General features: G+C 60.0%; 11 protein-coding genes. 5 read left to right on the top strand and 6 right to left on the bottom strand.

Features of this window, described 5'->3' with window-relative positions; translation table 11 throughout:
* Positions 1 to 3 precede the first annotated feature (3 nt).
* The 3 genes from ACSQ84_RS06660 to ACSQ84_RS06650 form a co-directional block, all read right to left on the bottom strand.
* Positions 4 to 708, bottom strand: coding sequence for a cytochrome c oxidase subunit 3 (locus tag ACSQ84_RS06660; protein WP_436210820.1), 705 nt, complete (start codon positions 706 to 708; stop codon positions 4 to 6).
* Positions 705 to 2,480, bottom strand: a complete 1,776-nt coding sequence (locus tag ACSQ84_RS06655; protein ID WP_436210819.1) for a cbb3-type cytochrome c oxidase subunit I — start codon at positions 2,478 to 2,480, stop codon at positions 705 to 707. Before ACSQ84_RS06655 ends, ACSQ84_RS06660 begins: the two co-directional genes overlap by 4 nt.
* A 75-nt stretch (positions 2,481 to 2,555) precedes the next feature.
* Positions 2,556 to 3,389: a cytochrome c oxidase subunit II gene (locus ACSQ84_RS06650; RefSeq protein ID WP_436210818.1), complete on the bottom strand. Its 834-nt coding sequence runs from the start codon at positions 3,387 to 3,389 to the stop codon at positions 2,556 to 2,558.
* Between the two features lie 543 nt (positions 3,390 to 3,932).
* Between ACSQ84_RS06650 and ACSQ84_RS06645 the strand changes: the two genes are divergently transcribed.
* Both ACSQ84_RS06645 and ACSQ84_RS06640 read left to right on the top strand, forming a co-directional pair.
* Entirely contained in the window at positions 3,933 to 4,844 is a 912-nt protein-coding gene (locus tag ACSQ84_RS06645; protein ID WP_436211193.1) for a DUF2189 domain-containing protein, read from the top strand.
* 166 nt (positions 4,845 to 5,010) lie between these two features.
* A complete protein-coding gene (locus ACSQ84_RS06640; protein WP_436210817.1) occupies positions 5,011 to 5,460 on the top strand; it encodes a CBS domain-containing protein in 450 nt (149 codons plus the stop codon).
* Positions 5,461 to 5,491: 31 nt separating this feature from the next.
* On the opposite strand, the gene ACSQ84_RS06635 is transcribed toward ACSQ84_RS06640, so the two are convergent.
* Positions 5,492 to 6,391 carry a DMT family transporter gene (locus ACSQ84_RS06635; protein ID WP_436210816.1) on the bottom strand — a complete coding sequence of 300 codons (900 nt, stop codon included), beginning with the start codon at positions 6,389 to 6,391 and terminating at the stop codon, positions 5,492 to 5,494.
* An 867-nt stretch (positions 6,392 to 7,258) separates the two neighbouring features.
* Here ACSQ84_RS06635 and ACSQ84_RS06630 point away from each other — a divergent pair.
* Both ACSQ84_RS06630 and ACSQ84_RS06625 read left to right on the top strand, forming a co-directional pair.
* The gene (locus ACSQ84_RS06630) at positions 7,259 to 11,032 is read left to right on the top strand and encodes a vitamin B12-dependent ribonucleotide reductase (RefSeq protein ID WP_436210815.1); all 3,774 of its coding nucleotides are present in this window, start codon (positions 7,259 to 7,261) and stop codon (positions 11,030 to 11,032) included.
* Between the two features lie 345 nt (positions 11,033 to 11,377).
* Positions 11,378 to 11,770 (top strand): hypothetical protein, encoded by a 393-nt coding sequence (locus ACSQ84_RS06625; protein WP_436210814.1) that lies wholly within the window; start codon positions 11,378 to 11,380, stop codon positions 11,768 to 11,770.
* A gap of 95 nt (positions 11,771 to 11,865) precedes the next feature.
* Here the strand turns inward: ACSQ84_RS06625 and ACSQ84_RS06620 are convergent, their stop codons facing one another.
* Positions 11,866 to 13,473 carry an AAA family ATPase gene (locus ACSQ84_RS06620; RefSeq protein WP_436210813.1) on the bottom strand — a complete coding sequence of 536 codons (1,608 nt, stop codon included), beginning with the start codon at positions 13,471 to 13,473 and terminating at the stop codon, positions 11,866 to 11,868.
* 393 nt (positions 13,474 to 13,866) lie between these two features.
* Here ACSQ84_RS06620 and ACSQ84_RS06615 point away from each other — a divergent pair, with 393 nt between their 5' ends.
* Positions 13,867 to 14,058: a hypothetical protein gene (locus ACSQ84_RS06615; RefSeq protein ID WP_436210812.1), complete on the top strand. Its 192-nt coding sequence runs from the start codon at positions 13,867 to 13,869 to the stop codon at positions 14,056 to 14,058.
* 138 nt (positions 14,059 to 14,196) lie between these two features.
* Here ACSQ84_RS06615 and ACSQ84_RS06610 read toward each other — a convergent pair whose 3' ends face one another.
* On the bottom strand, positions 14,197 to 14,448 hold the full coding sequence (locus ACSQ84_RS06610; protein ID WP_436210811.1) for a hypothetical protein: 252 nt from the start codon (positions 14,446 to 14,448) through the stop codon (positions 14,197 to 14,199).
* Between the last annotated feature and the right edge of the window lie 49 nt (positions 14,449 to 14,497).

Below are 14,497 nucleotides of genomic sequence, written 5' to 3'. Positions count from 1 at the left end.
CTCCTAGGTGAGCAACCGGCGACAGATGTCGATAAAATCGTCCGTCCAGCCCGTCAGCAGACCGAGCAAGACCAGCCAGACCAACAGCAGGAAATGCCAGTAAATGGTGCAGAGTTCCACGCTCAGGCGCAGCTGGGCCATCTCGGCGCCGCGCCACACCTTGGCAGTCGTCCTGCCGAGCGCCACCAGACCGCCCACCAGGTGCAGCCCGTGCGCGGCGGTCATCATGTAGAAGAAGGAATTGGCTGGATTGGACGCGACGAAGTAACCCGCTGCGCGCAGCTGTTGCCACGCCAGCACTTGTCCAATCAGGAATATGACCGCGGACGCTCCGCCTGCGCAGAGGCCGACGATGACGCCGTCCATGTCGTCCCGGCGTGCGGCCAGGTGTGCCCATTGCAGCGCAATACTGCTCAGGACCAGGACGCCCGTGTTGAACCACAGCAGCCCGGGCAACGGCATCGTGCGCCAGTCCACCATGTTCATGCGCATGGAGTAAGCGCTGATGAAGAGTGCGAACAACGAACTGGCGACAGCGATAAACACGCCCAGTCCGATCTTCGCTGCCGGCAAGGTCATTGCACCCGTGCCCGGGAAATCATCGATCGAACCTTCTTCCAGCCAGGGTTTGGCTGTCAGCCGTTGCTGCGAGAGCCACCATCCGGCGATGACCGCGATCACCGCCATGAACAGAATGATGGCGCTCACTGCGCAACTCCCTGAAGGGCCGGCGTCGCCCGCGGCTGGTTCTGCGGAATGAAGTCCTGCGCGGCACCGGGCACGCTGTAGTCATACGCCCATCGGTAGACCACCGGGAGTTCCTTGCCCCAGTTGCCGTGCCCGGGCGGGGTTTCCGGCGTCTGCCACTCCAGCGTTGTCGCCCGCCATGGATTGCCACCGGAAGGCCTGCCCCTGAACAGGCTCCAGACAAGATTGAACAGGAAGACCATCTGGGCGAAGCCCACGATCAAGGCCATGACGGTGATGAAGGCATTGAGCGTATGGGTCGATGACGGGATAAACGCCGCTTCGCCGATGTCGTGATAGCGGCGCGGAACGCCGAGCAGTCCGATGTAATGCATGGGGAAGAAGATCAGATAGGCGCCGAGGAACGTCACCCAGAAATGAAACTTGCCCATCCAGTCATCCAGCATCCGCCCGGTGACCTTGGGGTACCAGTGATAGATCGCGCCCAGCACGACCATGATTGGCGCCACCCCCATCACCATATGGAAATGCGCGACGACGAACATGGTATCCGAAAGCGGGACGTCCACGACGACGTTGCCGAGGAAAAGGCCCGTGAGCCCACCGTTCACGAACGTGATGATGAAGCCGAGGGCGAACAGCATCGGGACCGTGAGATGAATGTCGCCGCGCCACAGGGTCAGCACCCAGTTGTAGACCTTGATGGCGGTCGGGATCGCGATGATGAGCGTCGTGGTGGCGAAGAAGAATCCGAATTTCGGATGCATGCCGCTCACATACATGTGGTGTGCCCACACCACGAAGCTGAGAGCGCCGATCGCCACGATCGCCCACACCATCATGCGATAGCCGAAGATATTCTTTCGCGCGTGGGTGCTGATCAGGTCGGAGACGATGCCGAAGGCCGGCAAGGCGACGATGTAGACTTCGGGATGGCCGAAGAACCAGAAAAGGTGCTGGAACAGGATCGGGCTGCCCCCGCCATACTTCATCTGCTGGCCCATCTCGACGAGTGCGGGCATGAAGAAGCTGGTTCCCAGCAGACGGTCGAACAGCATCATCACCGAGGCGACGAACAGCGCCGGGAAGGCCAGCAGCGCCATGACGGTGGCCGTGAAGATGCCCCACACCGTCAGGGGCATGCGCATCAATGTCATGCCGCGTGTGCGGGCCTGCAGCACCGTCACCACATAATTCAGCCCGCCCATCGTGAAACCGATGATGAACAGGATCAGCGAGACCAGCATCAGAACGATGCCCCAATCCTGCCCGGGGGTGCCGGAGAGCACCGCCTGCGGCGGGTAGAGCGTCCAGCCGGCGCCGGTAGGCCCGCCGGGCACGAAAAAGGTCGACGCCAACACCAGGACTGCGAGCAGGTAGATCCAATAGCTCAGCATGTTCACATAGGGGAAAACCATGTCCCGGGCGCCGACCATCAGCGGGATGAGGTAGTTGCCGAAACCTCCCAGGAACAATGCCGTGAGCAGGTAGATCACCATGATCATGCCGTGCATGGTGATGAACTGGAGGTATTGGCTTGCATCGATAAAGGAAAACGTGCCGGGAAATCCCAGTTGCAGGCGCATCATCCACGACAGTACCAGGGCCACCAACCCGATTGCCGAAGCCGTCAGCGAGTACTGGATGGCGATGACTTTGGCGTCCTGCGAAAAGACATACTGCGTCCACCAGCTTTTGGGATGGTAAAGCTCGACCTCCGGCACTTCGGCAGGCGGAGCGTCCGCGCGTGCGTCATATGGGACATCGACCATAGAAACACCTCCTTGGTCGTTGCGATCGGGGGTGATGAGTTCACGCGCCCGATCTATCTTCGCAGCGGCCCCTTCTCACTTGCCGCCGGATTTGTACGTCGCCTTTGTCACGGCGTTTCGGCCTGACAATTCCGCAAACGTCTGCTGCTTCTCCAGCCAGGCGTGATACTCACCCTCTTCGTCGACGATAACCTTGGCCCGCATCTGCGCGTGCGCAACGCCGCATAGCTCGGCGCACAGAACGTCAAACGTTCCGGTTCGGATCGGGGTCATCCAGAAATAGGTGACCATGCCTGGGACCATGTCCATCTTGGCCCGGAATTCGGGCACATAGAAATTGTGCAGGACATCGAGGGAGCGGAGCAACACCTTGACCGGCTTTCCGATCGGGAGGTGCAGGTCGCCGCTCTCGATCACGACGTCGTCTTGTCCATTCGGATCGTCACGATTCAAGCCCATGGGATTGTCGGGACTGATGTTGCGGACATTGGTCGTACCCATCCGGCCATCCTTCCCCGGGAGGCGGAAGCTCCATTGCCACTGCTGGCCCATGACCTCGATGTCGGTGGCATCAGCCGGAACCGTAACGAACTGGTGCCAGACGAACAGGCCGGGCGCCAACATGGCTGCGACGCCGACCCCGGTCCCGACGCTGAGCCACCACTCGAGCTTCTTGTTTTCGGGATTGTAGGCTGCCTGTCTTCCTTCCTTGTGATGAAAGCGGAAGACGCAATAGGCCATGAAGGCGATCACCGCGAAGAACACCAGTCCGGTGATCCAGAAGGTGATGCTGATGGTGTGGTCGATGTAGCTCCAGTTGGTGGCGATCGGCGTCCACCACCACGGGCTGTAGATGTGAAACAGCACCGAGCCGACTGCGACCAGAAGCAGTATGAGAGCGACAGCCATCCTTCAGTCCTCCTTGCCACTCAAGGCAATGGAGACGAATTAAAGGGCGCAGCTCACACCTTTCACGATGGCTGACTTCACATGCGCCATCGCAGTGGGTCTTGCCTCGCCCATTTGACCGGTCGCGACATCCAAACGTGGCACCGAGCACACGTTACGACCGCTAACCATCGGATCCGGGGCGTCAGAGAGTAAGATGATACGCGTCCAGCCGCGCGTCAATAGAAGATCAATAGAGGATTACCTCGTCGGGGCGCCCAGACTGGCGCCGCAAGCAAGCACGCCGGCACAATCGCTTGATGATGACGCAACGCACCATGACTGTGTTGTGCACCGTTCACCGAACCGTGAGCGCTGCCTGACGCCAATCGCGTTAATCTGGTCGGGCAGGTCGCGACAAGTTTCGTCCGGCTAAGCTCCTCTTCGTTGGACTCGGGTTTGCCGTACTCGGCTCGATCGCGTCTCTCGCACATGGCGGCGAACGCGCGTGGCTGGAAACCGCGTCGTTGCACCGTCGCGACTTTCAGCACGGGAGGTGCGTCGATGGCCACTCTGTATTCCGACAACATCGCAAAAGTTGGACGGCACGTATTCGGGGACGCCGCCACATACCCGATTCGCAAAATCGGGATGTCCGATCTGCGCGAGGCGCTGCGCCTGGGCTGGGAAGACTTCCAGGCAATGCCAAGCCACGCGGTTGTCGTATGCGTGATCTATCCCGTGCTCGGTATTGCCCTGTTCAGGATGGTGCTTGGCTATTCGGTGCTGCCACTGCTGTTTCCGCTCGCAGCCGGGTTTGCCTTGCTTGGACCCTTCGCCGCGATTGGTCTCTACGAGCTCAGCCGCCGCCGCGAGCGCGGCGAGGAAGTCCACGTATCGAAAGCACTTCACGTGCTGCGCGCGCCGGCCTTCGGCGCCATGCTGGAACTCGGCATTCTCCTGCTCATTCTGTTCGGGGCCTGGATCGGCGCAGCGAACGCCATCTACGTCACGATCTTCGGCCACGCTCCGGCCGCGAGCATCCCCGACTTCGCAACGCGCGTGCTGACGACGCCGGAAGGATGGTCGCTCATCATCGTTGGCTGCGGCGTCGGTTTCGTGTTCGCGGTCGTTGCCCTGTGCATCAGTGTTGTGTCGTTTCCGTTGATGCTCGACCGGCATGCGACTGCGATCGACGCGATCCGGACGTCGATCTGGGTCGTGATGAAAAATCCGCTTGCGATGGCCGGCTGGGGGCTGATCGTCGCCGCGCTGCTGGTGATCGGCTCGATACCGCTCTTCGTGGGACTGGCCGTCGTTCTGCCGTTGCTCGGTCATGCCACCTGGCATCTGTACCGGAAAGTGGTGGAGCCGGATCCCAATCCTCCAAAGCAGGAAGAACCCCACCAGCGGAAAGGTCACCGCTACGCGGCGGATTTCCCGGCCAATCTCTTCCCGTGGAGCCGTGAGAAGTGAGAGCAAGTGATACGAGGCTTGTAAGCGGCAGCGGAGGTCCAGGCGCCGCATAGGTCATGCGCAGTTTGCTCGCTTGATGGAAAATGCACGACACGGCCGATTTAGCGAGCAGCTGCCGCACACCTGTCAATAAATTGCCGGAGCTTGCCTCCGAAGGAGGATCCAAATGACGACGGTGCGACAGTTGCTCGATCAGAAGGGCAGCACCGTTTGGTCTATTCATCCGGATGCTACCGTCTTCGCCGCCATCGCGAAAATGGCTGAAAAAGACATCGGATCGTTGGTCGTGATGGAAGGGGATGAACTCGTCGGCATCATCACCGAAAGGCACTATGCGCGGAATGTTGTTCTCAAGGGCAAGGCGTCTCCCGCAACGCCGGTGCGGGACATCATGGAAAGACACGTCGTCATTGCCCAGCCAGAGCAGACCGTTGACGAATGCATGGCCATCATGACTGAGGGGCGCGTGCGCCATCTGCCGGTATTCGAGGGAACAAAGCCAATTGGCATTGTTTCAATCGGCGACCTCGTCAAGAGCATCATCAGTGAACAGAAGTTCGTCATTGTTCAGCTCGAGCAGTACATCCACGGTGAACGGGCTACCGCAGACCGCTGAATACGATCGCTAACGACGCCGCGCCACGAAATCACGACCGCGTCGCCAGCACCACGCCGGCGAGCGTAAACAGCAGCGCCACGATCTGGATCGGGCCGAGCGGTTCATGCAGCGCGATCGCCGAGGCCACCACGCCGATCACCGGCACCGCCATGGTGCCGATCGCGGCGACCGACGCCGGCAGCCGCGACAGCGCGGCAAACCAGCTGACATAGGCGATGCAGAACTGGATCAAGGTGGAATAGATCAAGAGCCACCAGCCGAGCTGGCTGACCTTGCCCAGAACGGTGGTCTCGATCGCCAGGCCGACGATCGCCACCGGAAAGCAGCCGAGCCCGATCTGCCAGGCGGCGGCCGGGATCGGCGGCATATCGAGCGGCAGTTTCTTGGCGAGCACCGTGCCGAGCGCAAAGCCGATCGACCCTGCCAGCGCCATCAATATCCCCGGCAGCTTGGCCGCCGACGCCGTCACGCCATTGCCGCCCATGATGGCGGCGAGCCCGGCAAACGCCATCACCAGCGAGACCGTGCGCAATAATGTGGGCCGCTCGCCCAAAACCGGCCAGGCCAACAGCGAGGCCCAGACCGGCATGGTGTAGGCGATCAGCGCGGTTTCGCTGGCCGGCAGCCACAGCAGCGCCAGCCCCATCAGCACCATCCAGCCGGTAACGTTGAGCACTGCCGCCAGCAGCAGCCGCGGCCACAGCGCGCGGTCGACATGCAGGCTCTGCCGCCGCGCCAGCGCCAGCGCCGCCAGCAGCAGCGCCCCGATCACGCCGGTGACGCCGCGCAACGTCAGCGGCGGTAGTTCGCCGAGCAGGAATTTGGTGACGGGCCAATTGAACCCCCAGCCCACCGAGGTGATGGCGAGGAACATCAGGCCGGCGGGTGCGATGCGCGCACGCGCGTTGGAAGGCGCAGGGTTTGTCATGAACTACCGGCAAGAACCGAAAAGGAATCGGAAAGGAGAATCGGCTGGGGGAATCAGTCTTGGGAGTCAGGCCTGGGAATCAGCGTTGGGAATCACTGGTCATCGGCGGCGACTCTGGCGCTTCCTGCGGCCCGCGACCACCGGTTCGCCGGCATGCCAGAGCGGAGTTCTCCGTAGCCCTACGTGAGTCTCCCAAGTGCAATCCCGGAAGGCCCGGAAGACGCGAATAAATACTTGCCCTGTGAACAGCGGGTGCAGCGAAAAATTCGGCCCGCCAAACAATTTTTTATCCTTGGGAATCTGTGAGGACTCACTGATACTTGTGCCCATCACAGGCGCGCGATCAGCCCCTGTTATCCCCCTCTTTCCACCATATTTAGTATTTGATTCAGGAACTCGTACTAGTGCTTGACGGGCGCAACGCAGATCGCCTAGCTTTATTCCTGTTCGGCGCGAGTGTGTTTTGGGTCCCCGCCGGTCATCCCAAAAGGGTTCCGAAACGACCACTCCGTCCGCTGGTTGAGGCCACGGGTGAAGGACTTTTGCCCTCAAAACGGGGTGGTTTCGGGCGCGAAAAAACGGGGCCGGAACAGGCCCAAAGTGAAGCGTTGGGGCGTTGATTGCATGACCTGGAAGGCCCGGTTTGGGCTGTCTTGGGACGTGCCGCGGAAAGGCCGGTGCAAGCCGGGTCCTGCCGCCAGAGAGACAGACCGGGTTCACCGGTTGAGCTGCGGATCGAGCGATCAGGGTTGCCCGGGCTATTCTTATAGTCCCGACAGCAGCCATGGTTCGGGAGGTCCGCTCAAGAGATAACATTCCGGCAACCGCAACAAAGCGGACCGGTCAGAAGAAGACGGGGCACGACCAATGCGAATCGAACGGCGCCACACGACTCAAGGCCAGTCACCCTACGCAGGGATTGATTTCAGATTAACGACATCGGAGATCCGCAATCCCGATGGTTCGATCGTGTTCCGGCTGGAAAACGTCGAGGTGCCGCAGTTCTGGTCGCAGGTCGCCTCCGACGTCCTCGCCCAGAAGTATTTCCGTAAAGCCGGCGTCGCCGCGCGCCTGAAGAAGGTCGAGGAAGAGACCGTGCCGTCCTGGCTGTGGCGCTCGGTGCCCGACACCGAGGCTTTGGCCCTGCTGCCCGAGAACGAGCGCTTCGTCAGCGAACTCTCGGCAAAGCAGGTGTTCGACCGCCTCGCCGGCTGCTGGACCTATTGGGGCTGGAAGGGCAGCTACTTCTCATCCGAAGAAGACGCCCAGGCGTTCTTCGACGAGCTGCGCTTCATGCTCGCAAAACAGATGGTCGCGCCGAATTCGCCGCAGTGGTTCAACACCGGCCTGCATTGGGCCTACGGCGTCGATGGCCCCGGCCAGGGCCACTACTATGTGGACTGGAAGACCGGCAAACTCACCAAATCGAAATCGGCCTACGAGCATCCGCAGCCGCACGCCTGCTTCATCCAGGGCGTCGACGACGACCTCGTCAACGAGGGCGGCATCATGGACCTCTGGGTTCGCGAAGCCCGCCTGTTCAAATACGGCTCCGGCACCGGCTCCAACTTCTCGCGTTTGCGCGGCGAAGGCGAGCGCCTGTCCGGCGGCGGCCGCTCAAGCGGCCTGATGAGCTTCCTCAAGATCGGCGACCGTGCCGCGGGCGCGATCAAGTCCGGCGGCACCACGCGCCGCGCGGCCAAGATGGTCGTGGTCGACGCCGACCATCCCGACATCGAAACCTATATCGACTGGAAGGTGAAGGAGGAGCAGAAGGTCGCCGCGCTCGTCACCGGCTCCAAGATCAACCAGAAGCACCTCAAGGCCGTGCTCAAAGCCTGCGTCAATTGCGAAGGCTCCGGCGACGACTGCTTCGATCCGGAAAAGAACCCTGCCCTGCGCCGCGAGATCAAGCTCGCGCGCCGCGCCCTGGTGTCCGACAACGTCATCAAGCGCGTGATCCAGTTTGCCAAGCAGGGCTACAAGGACATCGACTTCCCGACCTACGACACCGATTGGGATTCGGAGGCGTACCTGACCGTATCAGGCCAGAACTCCAACAACTCGGTCTCGCTGAAGGATGATTTCCTGCGCGCCGTCGAAACCGATGGCGACTGGAACCTGATCGGCCGCACCAGCAAGAAGGTGATGAAGACACTGAAGGCCAGGGATCTCTGGGAGAAAATCGGTCACGCCGCCTGGGCGTCGGCCGATCCCGGCCTGCACTTCAACACCACCATGAATGACTGGCACACCTGCAAGGCGTCCGGCGACATCCGCGCCTCGAATCCGTGCTCGGAATACATGTTCCTGGACGACACCGCCTGCAACCTGGCCTCGGCCAATTTGATCACGTTCTACTCGACCACCACAAAACGCTTCGACGTCGAGGCGTATGAGCACCTGTGCCGGCTCTGGACCGTCGTCCTGGAAATCTCCGTGATGATGGCGCAGTTCCCGTCGAAGGCGATCGCCGAACTCTCCTACGAGTTCCGCACGCTCGGCCTCGGCTTTGCCAACATCGGCGGCCTGCTGATGACCATGGGCCTGCCTTACGACTCAAAGGAAGGCCGCGCGCTGTGCGGCGCGCTGACCGCGATCATGACCGGGGTGTCCTATGCGACCTCGGCCGAGATGGCGAAAGAACTCGGCCCCTTCCCCGGCTACAAGAAGAACGCCGCCCACATGCTGCGCGTGATCCGCAACCACCGCCGCGCCGCGCACGGCGAAAGCCGCGGCTACGAGGCGCTCGCCGTCAACCCGGTGCCGCTGGATTACGCCAGCGTGCCGCAGACCGACATCGTCGAGCACGCCAAGGCGGCCTGGGACCTCGCGCTCCAGCTCGGCGAAACGCATGGCTACCGCAACGCGCAGACCACGGTGGTGGCGCCGACCGGCACCATCGGCCTCGTGATGGATTGCGACACCACAGGCATCGAGCCCGATTTCGCGCTGGTGAAATTCAAGAAGCTCGCCGGCGGCGGCTACTGGAAGATCATCAACCAGGCCGTTCCCGTGGCGTTGCGCACGCTCGGCTACCGCGAAAGCGAGATTGCCGAGATCGAGGCCTATGCCGTCGGCCATGGCTCGCTCTCCAACGCGCCCGGCGTCAACGTCACCACCCTCAAGGCCAAGGGTTTTACCGACGAAGCCCTGGCAAAGGTGGAAGCGGCGCTGCCGACCGCGTTCGACATCAAGTTCGCCTTCAACAAGTGGACCTTTGGCGAGGAGTTTTTGCGCGAGACGCTGAAGCTCGCGCCGGAAGCCATCGCGGCGCCCGGTTTTGATCTGCTCGCCGCCGTCGGCTTCACCAGGCGCGAGATCGAAGCCGCCAACGTGCACATCTGCGGCGCGATGACGGTCGAGGGAGCGCCACACCTCAAGGCCGAGCACTATCCGGTGTTCGACTGCGCCAACCCCTGCGGCAAAATCGGCAAGCGCTATCTGTCGGTCGAGAGCCACATCCGCATGATGGCGGCGTCGCAGCCGTTCATCTCGGGTGCGATCTCCAAAACCATCAACATGCCGAACGACGCCACCGTCGAGGATTGCAAGGCAGCGTATTTGCTGTCCTGGAAACTGGCGCTGAAGGCCAACGCGCTCTACCGCGACGGCTCGAAACTGTCGCAGCCGCTGAACTCGCAGCTGATCAGCGATGATGACGACGAGGATGATGCGACCGAGGCGTACTACGAGAAGCCGATGGCGGCGCGCACCGCGCAGGTCTCGGAAAAGATCGTCGAAAAGCTGGTCGAGCGCATCGTCGTGATGCGCGAGCGCGAGAAGATGCCGGATCGCCGCAAGGGTTACACCCAGAAGGCGGTGGTCGGCGGCCACAAGGTGTACCTGCGCACCGGCGAATATGACGACGGCCGGATCGGCGAGATCTTCATCGACATGCACAAGGAAGGCGCGGCGCTGCGCTCCTTCATCAACAACTTTGCGATCGCGGTCTCGCTCGGTCTGCAATATGGCGTGCCGCTGGAAGAATATGTCGACGCCTTCACCTTCACCCGCTTCGAACCGGCGGGCCCGGTGCAGGGCAACGACTCGATCAAGTACGCGACCTCGATCCTCGACTACGTGTTCCGCGAACTTGCGGTCAGCTATATGAGCCGCTTCGACCTCGCCCATGTCGATCCCACCGAGTCGAATTTCGACGCGCTCGGCAAGGGTGTCGAGGAAGGCAAGGAGCCGACCGATCACGGCCAGCAGGCGACCAAGTATCTGTCCAAGGGCCTGACCCGCTCCCGCACGGATAATCTGGTTGTCATGCGCGGCGGCTCGACCGCGGTCGCGTCAAGCTCCGACCAGGCGCCATCCGGCGGATCGCGCGTGACGTCGCTGGCCGCCCACGGCGCCACCTCCCGCGCGTCGGATGCCGTCGAAGGCGCGGTGGCGCTGAAGCAGGAAGTCCAGCACGACCTGTCACCGACGGAAAAGCTGGAAGCGTTGCAGTGGAGCAAGACGGGAGCTGCGCAAGCCGCCCAGCCCACCGTGACCAAAGCCGAACGCCGCGCCGAGGCCAAGGCCAAAGGCTACGAAGGCGAGATGTGCGGCGAGTGCGGGAACTTTACTCTCGTGCGGAACGGGACCTGCATGAAGTGCGATACGTGTGGAAGTACGACGGGGTGCAGCTGACGTATCAGTCCACTGACGAAACAGACATGTGCTCGACCCCATGACTTTTAATCATGGGGTCGTGGATTCGAGTCACCCCTCTGGACATGGCGCGGCCCACCCGGCCAGGTTGGGACTCACGCCAATGCGCCACCCAATTCGAGCCGCCGCCCCTTCGCTGCCAGGCGAACGGGCAATTCCTGCCAGAGAATGCGGTCTACAACTTCGTCCCGGGCTATCAAGCCCGCAGACATTCCGCGCCGATTTGCTTAAAAATCTATCCCTCCGTCGAGGGTACTATCTCGGACTTGCTCTCATCCTTTGGTTGCGCTTGGATGCCCACACTGGGCCTGGGGGATCGGCAAAATGCGAGTTCTGGGAATCGTGGCGCTTGGCGCCGCGTTGGCTGGCTGCGCGGCCTCTCGTGAGGAAGTAGCTGTTCGACTTGGCAGTCAATATGTCGGCCAGAACGTCGATGCGCTGGTGGTGAAGTTTGGTCCGCCGGCGAGCACGTTCAAAATGAACAGCGGCGATACGTCCTTCATCTGGCAGCTTGGAAACCAAACAAGTATCAGCACCGATCGCGGCAGCGGTATCGCGAGCACCCAGTATTGCAAGGTCAGCGTGATCGCATCCAAAACGGGAGTTATCAGCCAACTGAATACTGAAGACTCCAACGCCGGCGCCGGTCTTGGCAGCGCACTCGGAATGTACGGCAGCATCTGCGCTCGCAGGCTCGGCATGGAACGGCAAACGTAAAGGCAGCACGGGGGTGCTCCCCAAATCTGCTGTAGCTCCTCGCTTCCGACCTCCAAAGGATTGGGCTAAGTGTTCGGCTCGGCGTGCGTACAGGGCTAAACCCCAACAGCCCCGCGCGCTCGATCCAGGATGGACAATTTCAGCTCTCGATAAACCTCCATTTCAGGGATGATCAACGGGGCAAGAGTATCTCGCATAAAAGTGTCCACACTGTTTCCGCACCGCGTTAGCTGCAGAAGCTTCCTCAATCTATTAAAAATGGTCCCTGCCGCGGATTTTAGATCGTCTTCTGGATTTCCGCGCCCCACGCTCGCCGCGCGCTCCTCTTCAACGATTTTGATCGCCTCCGCCAAACGATCCTGTTTATTCTCACGAACAACCAGCGCTTCGATAACCTCGATTTCGAAAAGATAGGATTCGAGATTTCTTCGCGTTAATACAATCCCGCCACGCTCCTCAAATTCGTCGACCTCTTCCTTGGATTTGTCGTCTCTGTCGCAGAGAGGAACAACCTTTGAGTTGGGAAGAATTTCACCCATCGCGTGGCGGATGGTTACGCCGCTTGCTGCAACCTGACTTGAGGCTCCTCCAGAGATGAACAGAATTCCTGGCGCTCGACTACCTAGGATGCGATCGTAAATCTCAGCATCGAAATCCTTACGTCGATTGCCGACGGCGGATCCTTCACATACCACCAAAATTTCGGGAGCAACGCGCGGCGATAGATCATCGAGGGCAATGGAAAGCATTTTCTCCCAGGTTAAGCGATCTAGACTGCTAGGAGAAAGTGCTCTCGGTTCGTCTGGATTGACCGGGTCGAAGTCGATCACACAAACACTCGACGGATCAGCCCTTTCCATTTCTTGAGCAGCGCGCAGCACACCAAGGGAATGAGTCGTTACCCAAAGCTGAGAATTGCTCGGAAGAATAGCCATCAATTCGCGGATCAACGTACCCTGAACTCTAGTGTGCAAGTGTGCTTCGATTTCATCGATGCAATAAATAGCGTCCTGAAAAACTTTCTTCTTAAGATGCATATCGAGCAGTAAGTCGAACGCGGACTTCTCACCTCCAGACAGATTCCTGTAGCCATAGCCGGACACCGCGCCCTTACTAAAAGTAAAAGCACCGCCACCCAGCGGGTCAGATATATTGTCCAGAGTTAGATCGCCGAATACAGCCTTCATAGATGTCCGAATATTGCCGATCAATTCCTCTCTAAGGGCAGCCACAGATTTGCTGTCGTTGCTGCTATCATAGATCGACGACATCGTTTCATATAGAAGTCGATGATAGTTGTTGGCCACGGCGGCGTCGTTTTCGATAATGCGATTTAATCGTAGCTCTTGGTCGGCTCGGCCTTGATGTTGGATGATATTCACCGCAAAATCTGGATCGTTACGGTAAGCCGTCCTCAGGTAAAGAGAACTCCTCCCCGACGGCACCTCACCAGCGACAGTAATCTGAACATCTTCTGCCCATTGGAGCGGCTGCGACTTGTCCTTTTGATGATAGGCTAGCTCAATGCCGAGGCCCGAACCGCTCCTCCACCGGAACCACTGGATGAAGGCATCGAAGAGCGAGGATTTCCCACAGCCATTGGGGCCGACAACGACGACAAGCCGCGATGTTTCGGGAATATCTTTTATTTCAAGATCGGTAAAACGCTTGAAATTTCTGAGTTTGACGCTTGTGATACGCATGGGACATCCCCAGAGGGTGATGCAACGTATGGCTGAGACTAGGATCGTGTCCAGATCGATCTTTATGGAGAGATTTGGATGCTGAAGGTTTTCCACATCCCCGACCCGCTGTAGCCGGCGGCCATTCCTAACCTCCATGGATAGATGATTTGCCTTAGCCCGTAGGACGGATTGGAGCGAAGCGTAATCCGCCGTTTCGGATTTTCTCCAAGGCCGCGGATTACGCTTCGCTAATCCGCCCTACCGCGCTGCAAGCGCACCTGTGCAGCGGGTATCCGGCGTCGGGCTGGTCGCGTGAATTTGACGAAGGAAGACAGACTCGACCTGACCACCCGCTTTCGCATAGGCTTTCCCATAGGCTGCGCTTTCCAATTACAACGCGAGGGGAGCAAAATGGCTGAAAGAATCGATGTCGAGGTTACCGGCAAATCGCAGTTTGAAGTCGCCTACGTCATGGCGAGATTCATTCTCATCAATATGGAAGGTCGTCAGGTGAAAAGCATAAAGCGGCAAGAGTTCTTGCATTTGGTGGCTGACTGCATCGAGGCCTTGCGCGGCATCAAGGTCAGGGAGATTGTCAGCTAGAAAGCTCGTAGGGCGGATTGGAGCGACCTGTCCGCCGTAGCTCGATGAGCGAAGGCGGAAGCGTAATCCGCCGTTTCGGATTTACCAAGGCGGCGGATTACGCTTCGCTAATCCGCCCTACTGCGAGCGCACCTGTGATCAGTATCCAGCGTCGCGCTTCGGTTCTTGAGCGGCCAGCCTGGCCATGACCAGAGCATCCTCCGCCGCATGACGAATGTCCCGGGCGGCCTTCAAGGGGCGGCGAATATTGGGATCTTCCGAGCTACTATCGAACGTAATCAATCGCATGCAGTTCGGACACTGAACCTGATGACCGTTCCTCAGTCGATTGGCTCGCTCTGAAAATGGCTTCCTGCAATTGGAGCAAATGATCTTGATCCGATCGGTCATAAACGTCCTTCCTGTTCCCGCCGCTCTCGAGACTCTCCTCACCTTTTGG

Source organism: Bradyrhizobium sp. LjRoot220 (genome assembly GCF_964252915.1).
GTDB lineage: Bacteria > Pseudomonadota > Alphaproteobacteria > Rhizobiales > Xanthobacteraceae > Bradyrhizobium.
The sequence above is the reverse complement of the archived record's forward strand: the minus strand, read 5'-3'. Positions and strand labels throughout refer to the sequence as shown.

Excerpts from the sequence above, each read along its gene's own strand:
- ACSQ84_RS06610 (WP_436210811.1), bottom strand. The coding sequence starts at position 14,448 with ATGACCGATCGGATCAAGATCATTTGCTCCAATTGCAGGAAGCCATTT.
- ACSQ84_RS06630 (WP_436210815.1), top strand. The coding sequence starts at position 7,259 with ATGCGAATCGAACGGCGCCACACGACTCAAGGCCAGTCACCCTACGCA.
- ACSQ84_RS06620 (WP_436210813.1), bottom strand. The coding sequence starts at position 13,473 with ATGCGTATCACAAGCGTCAAACTCAGAAATTTCAAGCGTTTTACCGAT.
- ACSQ84_RS06645 (WP_436211193.1), top strand. The coding sequence starts at position 3,933 with ATGGCCACTCTGTATTCCGACAACATCGCAAAAGTTGGACGGCACGTA.
- ACSQ84_RS06635 (WP_436210816.1), bottom strand. The coding sequence starts at position 6,391 with ATGACAAACCCTGCGCCTTCCAACGCGCGTGCGCGCATCGCACCCGCC.
- ACSQ84_RS06625 (WP_436210814.1), top strand. The coding sequence starts at position 11,378 with ATGCGAGTTCTGGGAATCGTGGCGCTTGGCGCCGCGTTGGCTGGCTGC.
- ACSQ84_RS06615 (WP_436210812.1), top strand. The coding sequence starts at position 13,867 with ATGGCTGAAAGAATCGATGTCGAGGTTACCGGCAAATCGCAGTTTGAA.
- ACSQ84_RS06650 (WP_436210818.1), bottom strand. The coding sequence starts at position 3,389 with ATGGCTGTCGCTCTCATACTGCTTCTGGTCGCAGTCGGCTCGGTGCTG.
- ACSQ84_RS06640 (WP_436210817.1), top strand. The coding sequence starts at position 5,011 with ATGACGACGGTGCGACAGTTGCTCGATCAGAAGGGCAGCACCGTTTGG.
- ACSQ84_RS06655 (WP_436210819.1), bottom strand. The coding sequence starts at position 2,480 with ATGGTCGATGTCCCATATGACGCACGCGCGGACGCTCCGCCTGCCGAA.